This is a genomic window from Paenibacillus sp. JJ-100 (assembly GCF_948329825.1).
In the GTDB taxonomy this organism is placed as follows: Bacteria; Bacillota; Bacilli; order Paenibacillales; family Paenibacillaceae; genus Paenibacillus.
Window position 1 is genome coordinate 367,361 of sequence record NZ_CAOJCM010000002.1, and the last position, 20,421, is coordinate 387,781.

At 45.8% G+C, this 20,421-nt stretch carries 13 protein-coding genes; all 13 read right to left on the reverse strand.

The window, feature by feature from the left end; all coding sequences use genetic code 11:
* Window positions 1–49: 49 nt before the first annotated feature.
* A complete protein-coding gene (locus PQG66_RS08255) occupies window positions 50–508 on the reverse strand; it encodes a GNAT family N-acetyltransferase (protein ID WP_272037181.1) in 459 nt (152 codons plus the stop codon).
* A complete protein-coding gene (purT, locus tag PQG66_RS08260) occupies window positions 498–1,685 on the reverse strand; it encodes a formate-dependent phosphoribosylglycinamide formyltransferase (protein ID WP_272038117.1) in 1,188 nt (395 codons plus the stop codon). The genes PQG66_RS08255 and purT overlap by 11 nt, the downstream gene beginning before the upstream one ends.
* Before the next feature lie 375 nt (window positions 1,686–2,060).
* Window positions 2,061–3,911, reverse strand: coding sequence for an ABC transporter ATP-binding protein (locus PQG66_RS08265; protein ID WP_272037183.1), 1,851 nt, complete (start codon window positions 3,909–3,911; stop codon window positions 2,061–2,063).
* Complete coding sequence (locus PQG66_RS08270; protein WP_272037185.1) at window positions 3,908–5,680, reverse strand: ABC transporter ATP-binding protein; 1,773 nt, start codon at window positions 5,678–5,680, stop codon at window positions 3,908–3,910. The genes PQG66_RS08265 and PQG66_RS08270 overlap by 4 nt, the downstream gene beginning before the upstream one ends.
* A 401-nt stretch (window positions 5,681–6,081) precedes the next feature.
* Window positions 6,082–9,753 (reverse strand): dynamin family protein, encoded by a 3,672-nt coding sequence (locus PQG66_RS08275; protein ID WP_272037187.1) that lies wholly within the window; start codon window positions 9,751–9,753, stop codon window positions 6,082–6,084.
* Between the two features lie 389 nt (window positions 9,754–10,142).
* The gene (locus PQG66_RS08280) at window positions 10,143–10,415 is read right to left on the reverse strand and encodes an NAD/NADP transhydrogenase alpha subunit (protein ID WP_272037189.1); all 273 of its coding nucleotides are present in this window, start codon (window positions 10,413–10,415) and stop codon (window positions 10,143–10,145) included.
* A gap of 20 nt (window positions 10,416–10,435) precedes the next feature.
* The gene (gene nth, locus PQG66_RS08285) at window positions 10,436–11,134 is read right to left on the reverse strand and encodes an endonuclease III (protein ID WP_272037191.1); all 699 of its coding nucleotides are present in this window, start codon (window positions 11,132–11,134) and stop codon (window positions 10,436–10,438) included.
* Window positions 11,135–11,295: 161 nt separating this feature from the next.
* The gene (locus PQG66_RS08290) at window positions 11,296–14,034 is read right to left on the reverse strand and encodes an S-layer homology domain-containing protein (RefSeq protein ID WP_272037192.1); all 2,739 of its coding nucleotides are present in this window, start codon (window positions 14,032–14,034) and stop codon (window positions 11,296–11,298) included.
* A 69-nt stretch (window positions 14,035–14,103) separates the two neighbouring features.
* On the reverse strand, window positions 14,104–14,781 hold the full coding sequence (locus PQG66_RS08295; RefSeq protein ID WP_272037194.1) for a GerMN domain-containing protein: 678 nt from the start codon (window positions 14,779–14,781) through the stop codon (window positions 14,104–14,106).
* 34 nt (window positions 14,782–14,815) lie between these two features.
* Window positions 14,816–16,225, reverse strand: coding sequence for an N-acetylmuramoyl-L-alanine amidase family protein (locus tag PQG66_RS08300; protein WP_272037196.1), 1,410 nt, complete (start codon window positions 16,223–16,225; stop codon window positions 14,816–14,818).
* 254 nt (window positions 16,226–16,479) lie between these two features.
* Window positions 16,480–17,889, reverse strand: coding sequence for an N-acetylmuramoyl-L-alanine amidase family protein (locus PQG66_RS08305; protein WP_272037198.1), 1,410 nt, complete (start codon window positions 17,887–17,889; stop codon window positions 16,480–16,482).
* 290 nt (window positions 17,890–18,179) lie between these two features.
* On the reverse strand, window positions 18,180–18,782 hold the full coding sequence (leuD, locus tag PQG66_RS08310) for a 3-isopropylmalate dehydratase small subunit (protein WP_272037200.1): 603 nt from the start codon (window positions 18,780–18,782) through the stop codon (window positions 18,180–18,182).
* 31 nt (window positions 18,783–18,813) lie between these two features.
* Entirely contained in the window at window positions 18,814–20,235 is a 1,422-nt protein-coding gene (gene leuC / locus PQG66_RS08315) for a 3-isopropylmalate dehydratase large subunit (protein ID WP_272038118.1), read from the reverse strand.
* Window positions 20,236–20,421 lie beyond the last annotated feature (186 nt).

Genomic DNA, 20,421 nt, shown 5'->3' on the forward strand with positions numbered 1-20,421 from the left:
TCTCACATACATCCGAGATCCCGTGAAAAATGCTTTTAATTGATACGTTCTATATAAGAACCTTGCTGAAGCGATAGCCTTTTTTATGAAAACCAATGTGCTCATAGAAGGAATAAGCTGATGAAGTCACTTCGCGATTGGGGCCCGTGACGAACAATTGCTTACTACCTTTCTTTTTGCCCCAGTCTTCAGCACGAGCCATAAGACGACGGCCAATGCCACTTCCCCGATGCTCCTGACCAACAATTAAAGATGTAATTTGGGCAGCAGGTTCCGGGTACGCATGATTTTGAACACATTGCAAGCCAATCACACCAATAATCTGATCATCCACTTCGGCAACAAGCATGCACGCGTTCGGATTGCTCTCCAAAATTTCAATGCGTTCTTTCATAACATTGGTCGTTGTCGGATAGCTGACCTCTCGCATCAATCCCGTTACTGCTTCAGCATCTCGCAGTTCACACTCTCGGATCATCAGTACAGGGGCCTCCACATTATTGGACATGATTTACCTCCACTTTCAGCATATTTGCGGCTTGAACCGCTGTTTTACGAGCTTCTTCCACATCTGTTCCAGCACTAAGGGCTACAGCCATACGTCGTCCTTGTTTCGTTTCAGGTTTACCAAACACACGAACCTGAGTACGAGGCAAGGCCAACGCATCTTCAATCCCACTTATGGTGAACTCAGATGTTTCAACATCGGCCTTCAGCGTTGCTGAAGCACCCGGTGTCAGCAAATGTACTTCTGTGACGGGAAAACCAAGAATAGCCCGGACATGAAGAGCGAACTCCGAACTGTCTTGCGTGACCATCGTGACCATCCCCGTATCGTGCGGACGTGGTGAAATTTCGCTAAACACCACACCATCGGACGTTAGGAAGAGTTCAACACCAAATAGACCGTACCCTCCCAGCTCATCCGTAACCTTCTTCGCAATGTGACATGCCTGTTTCCATTGTTCCGAAGTCATCGCATGAGGCTGCCACGATTCGATATAATCTCCATCTTTTTGGATGTGGCCAATCGGCGGACAAAATACAGTACCTGATACCGATCGAACAGTCAGTAACGTGATCTCACTCTCAAACTTTACAAAACTCTCCACAATAACGCGTACCGATTTGCCTCTCGCTCCAGAGAGTGCAATGTCCCAACAGTTCGCTGCGTCTTCTGGTGTATGACATACACTCTGACCTTTACCAGACGAACTCATCAGTGGTTTGATAACACAAGGTGTACCTAGTTCACGAACAGCTTCTTGCAACTGTTCTAAACTATCCGCAAAGAGATAAGCGGCTGTGGGAAGATTCAATTGTTCAGCAGCCAGACGACGAATGCCTTCTCGATCCATAGTCAAACGAGCAGCACGAGCCGTTGGCACGACACAAAATCCTTCTTCCTCAAGTTCCAGCAATGCCTCAGTTGCAATGGCTTCAATCTCCGGTACGATGTAATGCGGTTGTTCCTTACGGATCAATTGTTTCAATGCTTCGCCATCTAACATGTCGATGCAGTAAGATCGATGTGCGACCTGCATGGCCGGTGCGTTCTCGTAACGATCAACAGCGATCGTTTCTACGCCCAGACGTGCGGCCTCTATCACGACCTCTTTACCCAATTCTCCGCTGCCAAGCAGCAGCATTTTTTTGGCTTGAGCCGAAAAAGGAGCACCCCACATAGTTCTTTCCAATCCTCCCAAAGAGAAATCTTCTATATCTATCTCTCTATTCTCGGGGTTTTGGTTAAAGATTGCAAGAGTACTCCCTATTTTTCTTGTGAATTTTACAAGATTTTTTGTGTTTTTTCGATCATTTTTTACAAATCTCATTTCTGGATTCGATACTCTTTCCACCACTCCCAATTTCAAGGAAATAAATATTTCGAAACACTACCAATCGAGTTAGCATCCTTCCTGTTCGCTCTCGAGTCTCATAACAAAAAAACACTTCACCATCTTGTCCCCGTATTTACCATCCGATGCTTCTGATAGCAAGTCAGTGGGAACAAAATAGGTAGAAGTGTTTGTCATTTCTTGTCATTCCATGATGTTCTTTTATAAAAACCGATATTGTGCTTCAATCAGTCCATTGTATACGCCTTGTTTCTGAATCAGTTGTTCGTGATTCCCCTCTTCCTTGATCTCTCCGTGATCCAGCACTATGATGTTATCCGCATTACGTATCGTGGAGAGACGATGAGCTACCATGAAGGATGTGCGACCTTTAAGCAACACCTTAAGTGCTTCCTGTATCTTCAGTTCAGTCTCGGTATCAATGCTGGCTGTAGCTTCATCCAGGATTAATATTAGCGGATCAGCAAGCAATGCACGTGCAAAGGATAATAACTGCCGTTGTCCCATAGATAGTACGTTACCACGTTCTTCAACCTCAGTATCATATCCACCCGGAAGCTTCATAATAAACTCGTGTGCATTAACAGCCTTGGCTGCTTCCTCTATCTCTTCGTTGGTCGCATCCAATCGACCAAACCGGATATTGTCGCGGATCGTTCCTGAGAAAATAAATGTATCTTGAAGAACGATGCTAATCTGGCTTCTCAAGCTTTCCACAGTAACATCGCGCACATCATATCCGTCGATGGTTAGACGGCCTCCCGTAATATCATAGAAACGACTAATGAGATTAATAATCGTACTTTTACCAGAGCCCGTATGTCCGACAAGCGCAATCGATTGTCCGGCCGCTACTGAAAAACTAATTCCTTTTAGCGCCTGTCTTCCTTTTTCATATTCAAACACGACATGATCAAACTCAATATCCCCTTTAATAGAAGGAAGAGGTTTAGCTCCTTCTTTATCGGCGATATTAGGCTGCTCATCCATGAATTCGAAGATCCGTTCAGATGAAGCCATGGCAACAAGTAACTGATTATACATCTGCCCGAGACGATTGATCGGGTCCCAGAAATTGCCCACATAGTTAGCAAAGGCAACAAGCAGACCTACGGTTAACATTTCATTCTGAATAAGATGGGCACCGTACCAGAATAATATTAACGTCCCGAAGCCACCTGTGATCTCAATTAAAGGACCGAATCCTTGGTTCATCGCAGAAGCTTTATCCCATGACTTTTTGCTGGACATGTTCATATTGTCAAAGTATCTCATGTTCTCTTTTTCCTGTGTGAACGCTTGTGTTACCCGGATTCCTTGAATCGATTCATTTAAGTGTGAGTTAATCCGAGAGTTCTTCATCCGTACATCTTGCCAAGCCCGACGAATTAAAACCCGCAGCTTGGTAGATATGATAAACATAATCGGCACCGTTATAATTACGGCCAATCCAAGTTTCCAATTAATTAATAGTAAGATCACTATGATACCAAGCAGTTGCACACAGTCAATCATGACGTTTACAGCACCATTGGTAAACAGATCTTGCAAGGAGTTAATATCATTGGTCACCCGTACTAGCACAGAGCCTGCCGGTCTTTTGTCGAAAAAGTTAAATGACAGCTTCTGAATATGTTTAAACAAGTCTGAACGTAAATCGTAGATCACTCGCTGACCAATAATATTGGTCAGTTTAATTCGATAGGTGTTTGCCGCCCACTGAATGAGATACAAGAGCAAGATCGAACCTGCAATCAGATACAGTAGTGTTATGCTAGGTAGTCCGCTCTGTGGTGCAATGGCTCTATCAATAGCCAGACTGATCAGAAAAGGTACCGACAATTTCGTAATCGTTCCGAGAATCATCATCAAAATAACGAGCGGCAAGAGCTGCCTTGCATACGGTTTCATGTACGCAAACAGTCGACCGAATTCTTGCCAATTAAATGGTTTTTCAATGATTTCATCATCCTGGTAAACAAATCGTTCATTCAGTTTTGCATCCGAGGTCTCTTGGACCCCACGCCTGTCTGTTACCGTTTCGGCACTCATGAGTTCACCTGCTCCCCAGCCTCCCGCTTACCGCGGGCAATGTAGTCTGCGTATTGAATATTGTAAACGTCCTGGTATGGTCCAGGCACTTGAATGAGTTCCGTATGTTTGCCACGTTGTACAACACGGCCCTCATCTAACACCAAAATTTCGTCGGCATGACGCAGAGAGGAGATTCGGTGCGCAATGATAAAGGTGGTTCTTCCACGCATAACTTCCTGAAATCCTGATTGAATCTCATGTTCCGTTTCCATGTCGACGGCACTCGTTGCATCGTCCAGCACAAGAATTTTTGGATTTTTGAGCAGCGCCCGTGCAATGGCGATCCGCTGTTTCTGGCCCCCCGATAACCCCATACCACGTTCGCCAACGACCGTATCATACCCTTCGGGAAACTCCATAATAAAATCATGTGCTTTAGCCAACTTGGCGGCGCGGATAATCTCATCCATGGTCACGTTCTTCAATCCATAAGAGATGTTATTCCGGATACTGGACGAGAACAAAAACGTTTCCTGGAACACTGAAGCAATCTGGCTCCGCAAGTTTCGAATACCGATCTCCTTAATATTGATTCCATCCAGCTTGATCGAACCGGAATTCACATTATAAGCCCGCATCAAGAGCTGGATGATCGTCGATTTCCCTGATCCTGTTCCACCAAGGAAACCGATTACAGAACCAGGCGGTGCATCAAAATTAATATCCGTCACAGCAGGCATTTTGTTTCCGTAGGCGAAGGTTACCGATTCAAAAGTCACATGACCTTTAACCTCATCTGACTCCACGATCACCGGTTCTTCCGTCTCTTGCACGTCAACAGGCGTATTCAACAGTTCGAGCACCCGTTCACCTGAAGCTTTGGACTGTGTATAGTTATTGATGTGGAAGCCAAGACCCCACATCGGACCAATTATGTACCAGATCAAACTGAAGAAGGCAACGAGTTGACCCAAAGTTAACGTCTGCTGGATAACCATTCTTCCACCAATGACGAGCAGAAGTACAACACTCACCGAAGCCAAAATCTCCATAATCGGAAAATAACGGCTCCATAATGTGGCGGCATGTATTTGATTTGTTTTATAGCGTTCATTTCTTGTAGAAAACTTCTCTACTTCATACGGTTCTCTTGCAAACGATTTAACCGTTCGCACACCTGTTATGTTTTCTTGTACTGCCGTAGTCAAAGAGCTTAAAGCAAGTCTCATTTCCTGAAACGCAGGATGAATTCTGGATTCGAATCGAAGCGCAACGAAGGCAAGAAGTGGGATACAAACGAGTGTCAGCAACGTTAATTGCCAGCTCATCGTCATCATCATAATTGCGCCGAATACAACCATTAGTACCATGTTGAGAATCTGGGCGAAACCAAATCCGATAAAGTTACGGATGGCCTCCAAATCTCCCGTGAGGCGGGACATCAGGTCACCTGTTTTGGCCGTATCATAATAACGGAAGGATAAAAATTGAAGCTTTTCATAACATGCATTACGGAGCCTGTAAGCTAGATGGTTACCAAGACGTCCGCCAAAGAAACCGTGTAAAAATTGCAATCCCGCTTTCAAAATAACGACTCCTAACACCGTTAGAGCAAGTATGGGAACGTCTTCAAAATTTCGAGCGACAATGACATCATCGATCAAAATTCGCAGTAGGTTGGGATAGACCAATCCAAGTGCGGTCGCTAAGGCGAGGAACAAGATTGATACCAATAAATACGTTCGCCTCTCCCTATAATAGGTTTGCAGTTGCCTAAGAACATCCATGTTTCTCCTCCTCTAAAGTTGCCTAAAATGATATGAACATTTATGAAGTTTATCACCGTCCCTCATTCGCGGCAAAGCGAATAAAAGCCCATATTCAGGCTACTTTCAGCTTATTATCGCGTTAACAGAGACCAATACCTAAGTTTCAATCAAATGTTTGAATATTCTCTTTATTTCAGGTTGTTCATACCAAAAAAAGGCTCCCCGTATGCCTTTACAACGGGAGCCTTTTCTGATGCTTTTTTGCAACATTTTCAGTGGATTGCAAAAAATCAAATATTTTTACAAACGTTTCCAACATTTAATCACATATCAATGGATCTGCTTACTTAGAAAGCGAGGCCATACTTGCCACGAACGATTCACCTTAATGCGAACTGAACCATCGGCTGAACCTTCAGCTAATTCAACATTTGTTCCAGTTTTACGGACACAGCTGCCCATTGCTCGGCAGGAATGCCGCTTTCAAGTGTATCTTGTATGCCACGAATGGCCTCATCCAGTCTTTCAATAAGCTGGCCTGCTTGATGTTGAACAGACTGACGAACCTGCATATCGTAGAACTGTACCAGCTTATGCTCTGAATCCGGGAGCACTTCAATGATCATCTGTTTAAGAACAGGCTCAAGTGCACTCTGGAGACGCTGACGGCCATCCCCTTCAAAAAACTGTTTCGGATTACGGAAATAACTCCAGTAGTTTCTCCAGTCCGACGGTTCTTCAAGCCGAATAGCGTCCAGTACCGGCGTACTCCACTTGTCATCCAGTGTTAAAGACAACACTATGCCACCTGTCAGCTGCTTCACCTCATCGATACATTCGGTAACTTGCTTGGCAATCCAAGCATGACCCGCTTGCTCCAATCGAAGGGTTGTAGCAAGTAATTCCTGTTCTAGTTCAATACTGATCATGCGAAGTAGCTCCCGGCCACAGGCCGCGAAAGCTGCTTTCAGATTACCCTGATCTTCTCTCAATACCGATGGATGGAATGCTTCTGCCATAAACTGACCCAGTCTGAAGGCAAGACGCTGTCTAACATGGAAAAGTAATTCGCTTGTTTCTTGTGACAACTCTTCCTTCATCGAGCGCTGTGCCAGTCGTTCCATACGTTTGAGTGACTGACCCGAAATCGTCTCTAGTTCATCACGCCGCTGACGCAGTGTTTCTTCGCCTTGCGCCGCATCCTCTGCACGCTGCTTCAGCCGCTGGATGACGCGCCCCATCTCCTCGGAGGCTCCGCCCACTGCCAGATCAGCCAGCTCTTTGCCCGCGAATTGATTAAACGCTTCTTCAAACCGGATAAAACCGGATTGTTGTAACCGATCGCTGTTTCCGTCCATTTTGCCTTCCATGGCTAGCATACTGGATACCGGGAAAAGACGCGGTGAACGAATGCCATTTTTCCGCAGTTCTGTCCCTACATGATCAAGCACCTGTTCCAATTCTTCTTCCGAAGAAGATAAATCACTGGCGTTCACCACAAAAAACATCTGATCCATCGCGGAGCTATCTTTCACCCGCCCAAGCTGGTTCAGGAACTGCCGATCTCCCTGAGAGAAAGCGTGATTGTAATATGTCACAAATATAAGCGCGTCTGCATTTTTCATATAATTAAATGTTACACCTGTATGCCGCGCATTAACCGAATCAGCTCCAGGTGTATCCACCAGTACGATTCCCTGTTCAGTCACATCACAGCTGTAATACAGATCAATCGAATCCACAAAACAAGACTTCTTCTCATTCGCTACAAAATGGCGATAACCGTTCAAATCCACCAGCACATCTTGCCCAAGCTGATCTGCTGTTTCCTCCCAGCCAGCCGCCGCAGCCTGCAAGAAGCTGTAGTGTGGGCGCCCTGCCGGATGTACATCCTGGGGCGTAAGGGATTTCACACGATTCTGCCATTCCGTTCCTGGCTCTCCAAGTCCAAGTAGGCGGAAGGAGTATGCCAGATCCTCCTGGAAGGCGTCCCGGGTCTTCATGCGGACCCGGGCAGTCCCATGCTCCATGCCGCCGGCTGGAGCCATAATGCGGTTGATCGCCGCTGTCGTTGGATGCGGCGATACCGGTAAGACAGCTTCGCCCAGCAATGCATTGGCGAAGGAGGATTTGCCCGCGCTGAACGCACCGAACAGCGCGAGGGTAAACGTGCCGCCCGCAAGCGAAGCCGCGCGTGCACGCAGATCCCGTACCGCCGACCCCATGGCGGGGTACGGCTCCACCAGCGCAGCCGCGGCTTCCAGCCGTGCCGCTGCTGCGTCCAGGCGCCGGCGGCGTTCCGCGCCAGCCGCCGCCGGGGCGCCCTGCGCAGCTGCTTTGCGCGGCGGCGCAGGGGCCTCCGTCTGTGGCTGCGCCGCCACAGACGCAGACGTGCCCGCCTGCGAACCGGGAGCTTTGCCCGGTTCAGGCGCGGGCACGTGCGGGCCCTTCACCTCCGGCAATAGCCCGGAGGGGAGGGGGCCCGCAGGAGGCAGCAGGCTGCGCAGCGCTGCTGCCTCCTCGGCGGCGGCGCGCTGGAGCGCCGTGTAGCGTGCCGCCGCCGCGGATTGCGCCAGCAGCGCTGCGCGGCTGGCGTCAAGCGCCTGGAGCTCGGCTTCGCCTTGCGCTGCCAGCGCTTCCAGAATGCGGTCGGCCAGCATCATGGCCGACCTGCGATACCGGGCCTCAATCTCGCCCCGGACATCTTTGCTATATTGCAGAACATATTCAGGCGACAGCTCTGCACTCACACTGCGTTTCAGTTCAAGCAATGCTTCGTCAATTGCAGGCAGTTCTGTGTTAAGTACCTGTTCCCATGATGAATCCCATACTTGATACGCTTCACCCAACTGTCTTAACATCGTTCGGATATGTACCTCTACTTGACTGGAGGCCTGATCTTGGAGCAAACGAACTAGCTCGGAAGCACGTCGCTGCTTCTCCTGCTCCGTCTTTCCACCAGAAAACAGCAGTCCTACCCGGAAACCCGGCTTACGACTCTCCAAATAAAGAGCTGCCGACGTTCGAATATCGGCTGGGGTCAAATTCGCATTGGCAAGCAGTGAGTCAAGTTCTGCCCTGAACTTCTCACGCACTTGCGAAGGCTTGGTTCGAAGCTCAGCTGCTTTTTCATCCAAAAGGGTAAGCTCTCGTTCTAATCGTTCAATACCTTCTTGTCCGCCAATCTCCTCTAGTAGTTCCTTTTCTTCCTCTTCTCTTTTCCCTGCCTCACGTTTCAAATGCTGATCCGTGATATGACTTGCCGAACGAACCAAACTGTGCGAGATCAGTTCAATCTTTCTTTTCATCAACTGAGTAATGAGTTCTGGCAACTGCTCCCATTGATTATACCGATGCTGCTGGTCACGCAAAGAAGTGAACATCAGACCGTCATAACGAACCTCCCATGCTGCAAAGGTCGCTTCTACACCCTCCACGTATTGGTCAAACGAAAGCTCTCGCTCCCGATGTTTATCAATCTGATTGACAATCAGAAACAGCGGTTTCCCCCAGTCAGATAAACTTTTGGCAAAAGAAAGATTCGTTTCCGACTGGACATGATTGTAGTCCATGACATAGAACACAACATCAGCCAGATGCAGTGCGGAGTGCGTTGCCAGACTATGTCCCCGGTCTGTGGAATCCACACCTGGAGTATCCAGAAGCATAGCATCGTCTTGTAGCAACGGAATATGATCCCATACCTCGATCGAGCTGTATGCCCCACCATTCTTACAATACGCCTCTAATTCATCTGGAGACACTTCCAGTGTGCTTGTTTTATTGTCAGCGCTTACGTTAGGTGACATATAAATAAGTGCCTTCGGCTGTCCGTTGCGTATTGCCACGACATTGGCACTGGTAGGCACGGGACTTGATGGCAGTACACGCTTACCGCACAAGCTGTTGATCAAGCTCGACTTGCCTGCCGAGAAATGCCCACAGAACGCAATCGTCAGATGTTTCGTTTCTGCCTTACGGATTAAATCGGTTAGTGCTTCTACAGCAGTATGATCCCCCGTTTGTTTCATTGCATCACACAGTGATAACAAAGGTATGGCCATTTCTGCTGGGTAATCGGTTCTGGACATGACTGGCCTTCCTCCTGGCTCCTCTTATTTGACGTCCATTACGACGTCAATCTCTGTTATATCTCATCTAGTTTAACATTATCATGTTTGAATTTGAACGATTTCGCCGGAATCTCCATGTAGATGTATTCCAGATCATTATAAGTTCATGAAGAGATCATTGATCCAAAGATGGCGTTCATACGTTTCTAACATCTATGTATAAAAAAATAAAACCGATCGTGTCGGTTTTATGCGTAATTCATACGTATTAGTCCATATCTTCGTATCATTAAAGAATGTTTATCATCAAGTAACTGGATGCATGACATACCAGACAAATTACCTTACGATAGCTTGTGGCGATGTCATTGCAGCCAGGTTCTTGATCATAGTCCATTCAAACTAACTTAAGATACTACGTTCTCCAATGTAGGCAACAGAATTTCGAAAACTTGTCCATGCTGCAAAATAGTAATGCCTCTGCCTTTGTCTCTCATCACAACCACCTCAGGCTTGGTGGACATACGCTCAAGATAATGCTCGGGCACATCACCTGAGTGACTTACGGTAATGCCTTCAACTTCTTTTTCTTCATTTTCAGCCATATCCTGCTCAACGATCTGTTCGAAAATATCGGAGAATGCTTCAAAATTGTCAGTGTACACGGAAATGCATTTCATTGTTATTCATCCTTTTCTGCTTATGAGTTTAATTTTGGTTTTCGGGTAGTCACACGTTCCTTATCTTTCCTGATTTGGGACGTTTTCATACGTTTTTTCCCTTCTCTGCATATGTCCAGCAACGGACAGATATGACATTGGGGGTTTTGAGCCTTGCAATGGTAGCGTCCAAAAAATATTAACCGGTGATGAGTCAAAGTCCACTCATCCCGAGGTACGCGCTTCATAAGTTTTTTCTCGACTTCAAGTACAGTGTCATCCCAACCAGCGAGTCCGAGTCTCTTTGACACACGTTCTACATGAGTATCTACAGCGATTGCTGGCACGCCAAACGCATTGGAAACGACGACATTAGCGGTTTTACGACCGACACCTGGAAGAGTAACCAGCTGATCATGTTCCTGCGGTACATCACCGCCATACTGCTCTATTAAAATTCGGCACATGTTCTGAATATGCTTGGCCTTGTTTCGGTACAATCCGATTCGACGAATATCCTGCTCCAGCTCTTCGAGAGGAACTTCTAGATAATCCGCCGGGCTTTTGTACTTTTGAAACAAATCTGCAGTGACTTTGTTCACTGTTTCATCTGTGCACTGCGCAGACAAAAGGACCGCTACTGTTAATTCAAATGCATTGCTGTGATTTAATTCGCAATGTGCATCTGGAAACATGGCTTCCATTGTATCGAGTATATGTCTTACTGTCGCTGCATTCATGAAAAGCTACCTCCCACAAGTTCGCTCCACCTGCGGAGCCGTACTTCAAGCTTCAGCCAAGTAGCTTGGCGGGGATCCGAAAAGCTTGCAAAAAAAACGTCCTGATACGGAAAAGATCCCGTATCAAGACGGTCATTCTTTTGATCCTCTTAAAGAAACGATTACTGTTTTTGAATCTCCATAACCACATTGTTCAAGAGATACAATACAATATTATCATTATCTCTAAGAGATTGCACGCTTAAAGTATTGTCACCCTGGTGAACAAATACATTAGAACCGAGTGTAAAACGATAGTTCGTATCCGACGTCGTTTCACGTTTAACCAAAATTTGGTTCCCTACTCCATCATAAGACCAGAACTGTTTATTCATAACAGTGAGCACTCTGAAACGCGTAGAGTTATCGGTATCTTTTGTCATTTCCACACGTTCACCAACAACTAAATTGGTCAGATCCGTTAATGTGGAACCTGATTTCACAACTTTTACCGGACCGCTTATAGCGACCTTTTCTGTGGCACCATTGAACTGCTTCAGTGTAACAGATGTGGCGTCTACGGCAGTAACTTCAGCCAGTGTTCGTTTCACAACCTGAACCACCTTCGGCGTTGTTCCTTCAAGCGTAATGTTAACCAAATTGCCTGCCATCAGTTGGGACGTGGTAATCGATTGACCGCTCTCTCCGGTGATTACTGCCTGATCCAAGTAGAACTGGCTTGTTACGGCATCTGATTTGGCGCGAATCCGACCATTCGACTCCACCGATTCCAATTCGAATTGAGCTACTGTTTTTAATGCAATCTTTTGCACCGCATCCTGATTTACTCCGAGTGTAACCGCAACGTTATCACCAATCTTCAGATCTGACAGACCCGCATTAGATTTATTGTAGATTTCAACCGAAGGTACCGTAGTGTATGGAACAGTAATGGTCTGGTTGCCAGACAACAGACTGATTTTCTTATTCGAAGTATCAATACTGCGGATGGTCCCTTCATACTTATAGATGACCTTTACAGACAACGCACGAGTTCCTACATGTGTAAGATCCACTTTGCGTCCATCACTTAAAAGTGACTCCAGCCCAGATAGTGTTGGCTTAGATGCGTTGTAATCCAATTTTGTTTTTTCATCAAGTGTAAATACGTATGGCTTTTTATTTGCATCCAGTACAGTAAGCACTTTAGTTTTATTATTGTAAGATACGACCGAAGCGCCATTTAGAGGTTCCATCTGACGACCAACAACCTCAATACGGGTGATCTGATCATCACTATTTAGTGTAAGCTCAACCTTATCTCCATTATTGGCATCTGAAATGAGGTCATTGAGTTTCGCTTCCTGAATACCATTAATAATGACTTCTGGTTTATCACTAAGTAATTTTACTTCTAGTGATCCGCCATCACGCTTGAATGTCAACGTTGACTGGTTACTGCCAATCTCAACCAGTGTACCGCGAATCGACTGTTCAACCCCTTGAGACAATTCAATCGTTTGTAACACACTGTCATTTACGGTGTACTTGACAGCACTTCCAGCCTTCAATTCAGAAAGTGGAAGAATTCGATTTTGATAACGAACAATCAGGCTATCACTATATGTGTATTGTTCTGCTGCACCGGTAGCATTGACCAGTTTTATGGTTTTTCCAGAAGTATTCACTTCCTGCACCACTCCGCTGTCGCTTTTATTAACAATTCCGGATTTCACCCGGATCATAACCGTTTTTTTGTCAGCAGAGAACGTCTCGCGTTGCACTTCAATCGTGCTATTCGCTGTTATGTCAGAGAGTTGAATGGCTTGGCCATTCTGATCCGTGAATGCTGTGTTCTCATCATAAGAATACGTTTCATAATTCTCGCCCACAAACAATCCGATTTTATTACCGGACAATGAACGTGCAAACGTACCTTCAATGCTTTCCACCTGAGGTTTGGCATCTACTACCTCCACATAAGAGGCTTTACCTGCTGTACCCACAATAAGGACTTTAGTATACAGTTTCACATCCGATGCAGACACCCGTGTCTCGCTTTCCTTCGTAAAATAAGGCGTGTTGCTGTTCACCGTGTAGTTTATGGCTTTGCCATCAGCAACCAATGTGATCTGCCCGTCCTTCAATCCAGTTACATAACCGGTTGTCGTATTCGGATACTGCGTATCTGTCAGTGATTCTCCGCGGCTAAAAAACGTTGCGAGCTGCGCACGTGTAACGGAACCTGTTGGATTGAACTTGTTACCTTCAAGCCCTTTAGCCAGATCCAAACTAACAGCGAGGTTAATATAGCCCTTAGCACTATCAGAGATACTTGCATTATCAGCAAAACCTGTAGATTGATTATTTTGACTCTTCGCTTCAGCATCTTTGTTCAGTGAGCGGATCAACAATTTAGTAATCCATTCGCGTGTTGCCGGTTTTTGGCCCCATGTTGATTTGGACACATCTGCTGTTGCTTCCTCTGTTTTATCTATAAGTCCCAGTTGAAGTGCAAGCGCAACATATGGCTTGAAATAGTTCCCCACTTCCATATTTGTCGGTAATGCCGCGGCTGTGTCAGTGTTCAATTGGGATTCCATATTCATAAAACGAATTGCCATTGTTACCGCTTCTTGCTGTGTAACCGCGTCTCCTGGGCGGAACAGACCATTATTACCGAGAAGAATGCCTTGGTTCGCCAGTTTATACACATGTTTCTCAGCCCAGTATCCGGCTTTGATGTCGGTGAACAAACCAGTCGGTACAGCCGTATTACTTGCTGCCGAAGTCTGACCTTGTTCCGTTTGTGTTGAGTCTGCCGCCATAACAGCTCCACCGGAGCTCAAGGCCATCATGCCTGCAAGTACGGCTGATACTACTTTTTTAGAGTGCGATGGTTGATTATATTTATAAGTCACCTATGATTCCCCTCTCTCATGTAAAACAACCTAATTCCGTGAGACCACGGTCCACGCATGAAGCATAACTTAATTGGATCTTGTCATTGGATGCTCAAGCTCCACATGTCCCATCAAACTTTCGGATGATTGACCATCGACCAACAGATCGAGTGTTTTTACTTCATCAAACTGGAAGAAAGTTTGTTTCAGTGCGTCCAGTGCAAACACTTCGCCACCTGCCCCAAGACGAGCTGTATCCGGCATATGAATATCCAGCGTTAACGCACCGTCATTAAACTGTACCGATTTCAACTCAATATCTTTGGACCACAGCGGGACAAGTTTTTCATCTTTGTTTTGCTGCAAGGATGCAAAAGCAGCTTTATATTTGTCCTCTTCCGATGCATAGCTGATTTCAGCTGACGCTTTATGCAGCTCAAGCTCTTCCGGATCGGTATAGAACACTTCAATCGTCTTCTTCTCTTTACTTTCTGTAGAAGGCTTGTCCGTGGATGTTTCACCAGAACTTGGTGTTCCTTCCGTGCTTCCGTTCGCCGAGTTGGATGGTGTTGTAGTTTCCTCGGAACCAGCTGTTGCAGGTTCGGTAATTACTTCATCCTGCACCTCTGTATCGCCGTTCCCTGTTTGTGTCTCTGATCCTTCACTTTGTGTCTGTACTGGTGCAGCTGTCGGTTTACTTCCACATCCAGCAGCTACAGCCATTACCGTTACCAGCAAAGCTGCGATCCATATTTTTTTGTTCATTCTAACTCAGCCTCCTCAGCATAACGAATGTTTCCTATTGAATTCCCAGATACTCTTTGATTCCAGCAACAATGCCTTTGGCTACGTTGTTCTGGAAAGTTTCCGTAAAGAGTACAGCCTCATCACTCTTGTTGCTCAGGAATCCTCCTTCCAGCAATACTGCTGGCATTGTTGTTTCACGGGTCACATGGAGGCTGGCCATTTTAACTCCTCTGTCTTTCAGACCGGAAGACTTCACGAGATATTTGTGCATAACATTAGCCAGTTCCTTGCTGACCGAGCGAGAGTAAAACGTTTCTACACCCGTTGCTGCAGCAGGCCCGCTGTTCGCGTGAATGGAGATGAAAATATCTGCATTTATGTCTTGTGCAACTTTCACACGCTCTTTCAATGCAAGAAATGTATCATCGCTACGTGTTAAAATGGTGTCGATTTTTGATTCTTTTTTCAGCAGTGCCTCCACTTTCAGCGCCATGGCAAGATTGAAATCTTTTTCTCTTTTGCCAGTAACACCAATTGCGCCAGGGTCCTGGTTGCCGTGCCCAGCATCGATGACTACAACCTTCTTACCATTTCCACCGACTGGTGGAGCAGGTGTGCCAGATTGATTGTTCAGATCAATGAGAACTACTCCTGAGTCATTCTGTACACTGTATCCCTTAGCACTTGACAGATCAATGACAAATCGAATCGTCGAAGAGCTATTGTCAAATAAGGAATAACGAACGCGAGACACGTCAGGATAGCCATCCACTACAAGTTGACCATTCTGATTGTTGTCCAGCGCATGACCCTGACTAAATGAGTCAGCAAAAGCAGTGTTTGGCAAGTCAATTACAATTCGATCAGGTCCTGTCATCGTGAAGACGTTCGGCTTCGTCAACCCGCTAGTGGCAATAATAAAACGATTGTCACTGAAGCTGATGCCGTTCACCAGTACAAGACCTTCCTGTTCCGTATCTCCGTCTTGATTACCAGAACTTGGAGGAGTGGTTGTCCCGTTTCCAGAGCCTGAGTTCTGGGTAACTAATGTTACCGTCTTGGTGGTGTTGTTCCAACCCACCTTAAGACCCATTTGCTCTCCGATGAAACGGAGAGGCACTAGTGTTGTACCTTTTTTGACAAGGGGCGGGGCATCCAGGTCTACGTTACTGCCGTTCACAGTTGCCTTCTTTTTTCCGACAATCATCTGTATGGCAGTGTTGTCTTTGCTAATCGTCACCGTTTGAGACTGTTGCTTCCAGTCCACGGAGTATCCCAAACTTTCGGACACTACACGAATCGGCACCATCACTTTACTGTCGATGTTTTCCGCTTTCGCTCCCGATGGCTGCACAATCTCTTTCCCGTCTAGGATTATATGCGTGTCTGCTGCTGCATGACTGTAGCCCGGCAAAACGAAACCAAAGACAAATAACAGTACCAAAAAACCGAACTTCTTCATCCTTCACCCCTACCAATCTCATATTTTTTTGCTGCATGTTGCTATCTCGCAACATTCTGAACACATGGGCATTACCAGACACCTATTAGACGCCTCCCAATCTCAAAAGTTGCGAATATATTCCAACATAACAGAAAAAAAACGTTGGCAGATCAAGCTTTTTTACATTTTAATGTCTAACTTTTTCCTTTTTTATCAAACATACATCTTGAAACAACGAACAGGCCAGATATGCATAATTACGAAATTCTGTTCTATAAGCTTAAATATTCTTTGATTCCATTTACAATTGCTTGCGCGCATTGGTCTTGATAGGATTCCGTTAACATTAATGCTTCGTCGGTCGGATTACTCAAAAATCCCAATTCAAGTAAAACAGCCGGCATTACCGTTTCTCTTGTCACATGCAGGCTTGCCACTTTCACGCCACGGTCCTTTAGACCTGTAGCGGGTAATACGTGTTTGTGAAGGATTACTGCTAAACTCTCGCTCTCTTTCCGTGTGTACAACGTCTCAATTCCATTTGGAACAGCCGTCGTAAAATTATTTCCATGAATAGATACAAAGAGGTCTGCCTGATTTAGCTTGGCTATATCCACCCGCTGTTGCAACGAGAGCTCCGAATCATCCTGACGTGTAGTAACAACTTGAATGTCAGCATTCTTTTCCAAGATCGTCTTTACTTTAAGTCCTACAGCTAGATTAAAATCTTTTTCATAGGCGCCCGTTATGCTGACCGCACCGGACTGACGTCCACCATGTCCAGGGTCAATAACAACCACCTTTTTACCTTCTTTTTCTGGTAACGCGGGTTTAGTGGCAGAAGTGTCATTTGTACTAGGTGTAAGATCAATAAGCAGCACATTGTTTTCTCCTAGTGACCATTTTGCCGATGCACTCTGCGTCAGATCCAGAACTACTCGCACAGTTGAGGGTGACTGACTGAACGTGGCATACCGGATTTTAGAAACTAGGGAAGAATCCTGAACGGCGATTGACCCGCTACCATCGGAATTTGCCGACTGCCCTTGCAAGAATGCTTGCGCAAAAGTGGTATTCGGCAGATCTACAATGATTCGCTCAGGCCCACTTATATTCGATACTTTCGGACTGATGGTCCCATTCGTTGTCAGGATTAAACGGTCCCCACTGTAATTAATACTTTGCAGTTCTGTCAGACCGACTGGGGTAGGCTTCTCTTCAGAATCACTGCCAGGCTCTTGATCTACTACAGGTGGGATGCTGAACAGACTGACCGTTTTGGTCCCATTGTCCCAGCCAACACGCAATCCCATGCCCTCACCTATAAAACGTAATGGGACAAGAGTAGTACCCTGTTTAATCAGTGGAGGAGCGTCCAGATTGACCACATTGCCGTTTACTAAGGCTGCGTCTTTTCCAGCAGTCATTTCAATGGAGTTCGTCCCTCGCTGAACATACACAGTTTGTGCGGCCTGATCCCACTTCACGTCATAACCCAAATTCTCGGACACAATGCGAATGGGAACCATCACCGTTTTGCCCGTGTTCTCAGCAGTTGCTCCCGCCTTCTGATGAATGGCGGTTCCATCAAGCACAATCGAAGGCGCGCGGTCTGCATAAGCCATTACCGGAAAAAGACATAGAAACAGAACAAATAAGACTGCTGTCTCCCATTTTTTCATTCGACATCCACCATTCTTATGAAGTTTTAAAATTTCGACTTACTTTTCATGCTGAAGTCCGCAAAACGTTATGTACCTATCCATAATCTACTAACCAGTCTATCAGATAATATCTCGTGAACCGATTACAACCTTGTCATAATTAGTCGTAAAGTACACACTCACTTCTATAGATTAATAGAGAAATGAATTACATAAATCGCTATCCGCCCTTAAGCAAAAAAACCTCTAGTCTGATAAGGAATATAAATATCCCTTACTCGACTAGAGGCTTAGCATGCTAACTTCAATTAACCAAAGAGTTTGGCTGCATGGCGCTGTTCATAAGCAGTAATCGCATCATCGTGCTGAAGTGTCAGACCGATATCATCCAGTCCTTGCAGGAGGAATTGACGACGGTGTTCATCCAGATCAAAATCGATATGCAACCCATGTGCATCCTTAATTGTTTTGTTTTCCAGATCCACATTAAGCTCGTAGTTTTCATGATTCGCTGTACGTTGGAACAAGTCTTCCACCTGCTCTTCGGACAGTTTTATTGGCAAAATGCCATTCTTGAAACAGTTATTATAGAAGATATCCGCAAAAGATGGTGCGATGACACAACGGAATCCATAGTCCATGATCGCCCATGGCGCATGCTCACGTGAAGATCCGCAGCCAAAGTTTGCACGGGAAATCAGAATAGATGCTCCTTGATAACGAGGTTTGTTCATCTCGAAGGAAGGATTGTTGTTCCCCTCTTCATCAAAACGCCATTCGTAGAACAAAAATTGTCCAAATCCCGTGCGTTCAATGCGCTTCAAAAATTGTTTTGGAATAATTGCGTCTGTGTCTACATTAACCCGGTCTACCGGTGCAACAATGCCTTGCAGTGTTTTAAATGCTTCCATATATTCCGTTCTCCCTTCTGGCCGTTATTCCTTAGATAACCGCTTCTGTTTTGAAATTCCAGTCACGCACGTCTACAAAGTGTCCTTTAATCGCTGCTGCTGCCGCCATTGCCGGCGAAACCAGATGCGTCCGTCCACCGCGTCCTTGACGTCCTTCAAAGTTACGGTTAGAAGTTGATGCACAACGTTGTCCTGGTTGCAGTACGTCCGGATTCATCGCAAGACACATACTGCATCCCGCATCCCGCCACTCAAAACCGGCTTCCGTGAAAATTTTGTCCAAACCTTCTTTTTCAGCCTGAATTTTAACACGTCCAGAGCCTGGTACAACAATTGCAGTCACATTGCTAGAAACTGTGTGCCCTTTAGCCACTTTTGCTGCTGCACGCAGATCCTCAATCCGTCCGTTCGTACAAGAACCGATAAATACATAATCAATCGGAATTTCGGACATCGGTGTTCCTGGGGTAAGCCCCATATACTCAAGCGCTTTTTCAGCTGCTTTACGTTCGTTTTCAGTAGGAAGCTCTGCTGGTACAGGGACCTTCGAAGAAATATCTGTACCCATGCCTGGACTTGTGCCCCAGGTTACTTGCGGGATCAGTGATTCTACATCAATTTCAACAACACGGTCAAACTCAGCACCTTCATCCGTTACAAGCTCTTTCCAAGCTGCAACTGCTTCGTCAAACTTCGCTCCTGCTGGAACGTATTCACGTCCACGCAGATATTCAAAAGTCGTTTCATCCGGTGCGATCATTCCTGCTCTTGCTCCGCCTTCAATAGACATGTTACATACAGTCATGCGCTCTTCCATGCTCAGTTCCCGGATAGATTCACCTGTGTACTCGATAACATAACCTGTTGCAAAATCTGTGCCATATTTGGCAATAACCGCGAGGATCATATCTTTTGCTGTAACACCTGGGTTCCGTTTACCGACAAATCGAACTTCCATCGTTTTAGCTTTCGCTTGTTGTAAACATTGTGTTGCCATAACGTGTTCCACTTCGCTTGTTCCGATACCAAATGCAAGGGCACCGAATGCGCCGTGAGTGGATGTGTGACTATCGCCGCAAACAATCGTTTTACCCGGGTGAGTCAGGCCCAGTTCAGGCCCCATGACGTGAACCACCCCTTGGTCGATCGTATCCAGGTCATATAGTTTAACACCGAAATCCCGGCAGTTCTGAGACAGTGTGTCAATTTGCTGTTTGGAGATAGGGTCCGTAATATTGAAACGATCCTTTGTAGGTACGTTGTGGTCCATCGTTGCAAAGGTCAGCTCTGGGCGGCGAACTTTGCGGCCACTTAGTCGAAGTCCTTCAAATGCTTGCGGGGATGTTACTTCATGCACCAAATGCAGGTCAATATACAGGATGCTTGGTTTTCCTTCTTCCTGATGAATCACGTGGTTTTCCCAAATCTTTTCAAACATCGTTTTTTTAGTCATCATCTTCACCTCATCATAAGTTCGGTCCTTGGAAGAGCCTCGTGCATGCTCGTATAAAAAGAGAAGCTCTTGAATGAGATAAATATATCACCCCTTCCTTCATTGTTCCAAGATATAATAACTATAGATGTAATAGGTTTATCCTATAAAAAAACAAACGACAATAAACCTCTGTTGTAAGCAGAG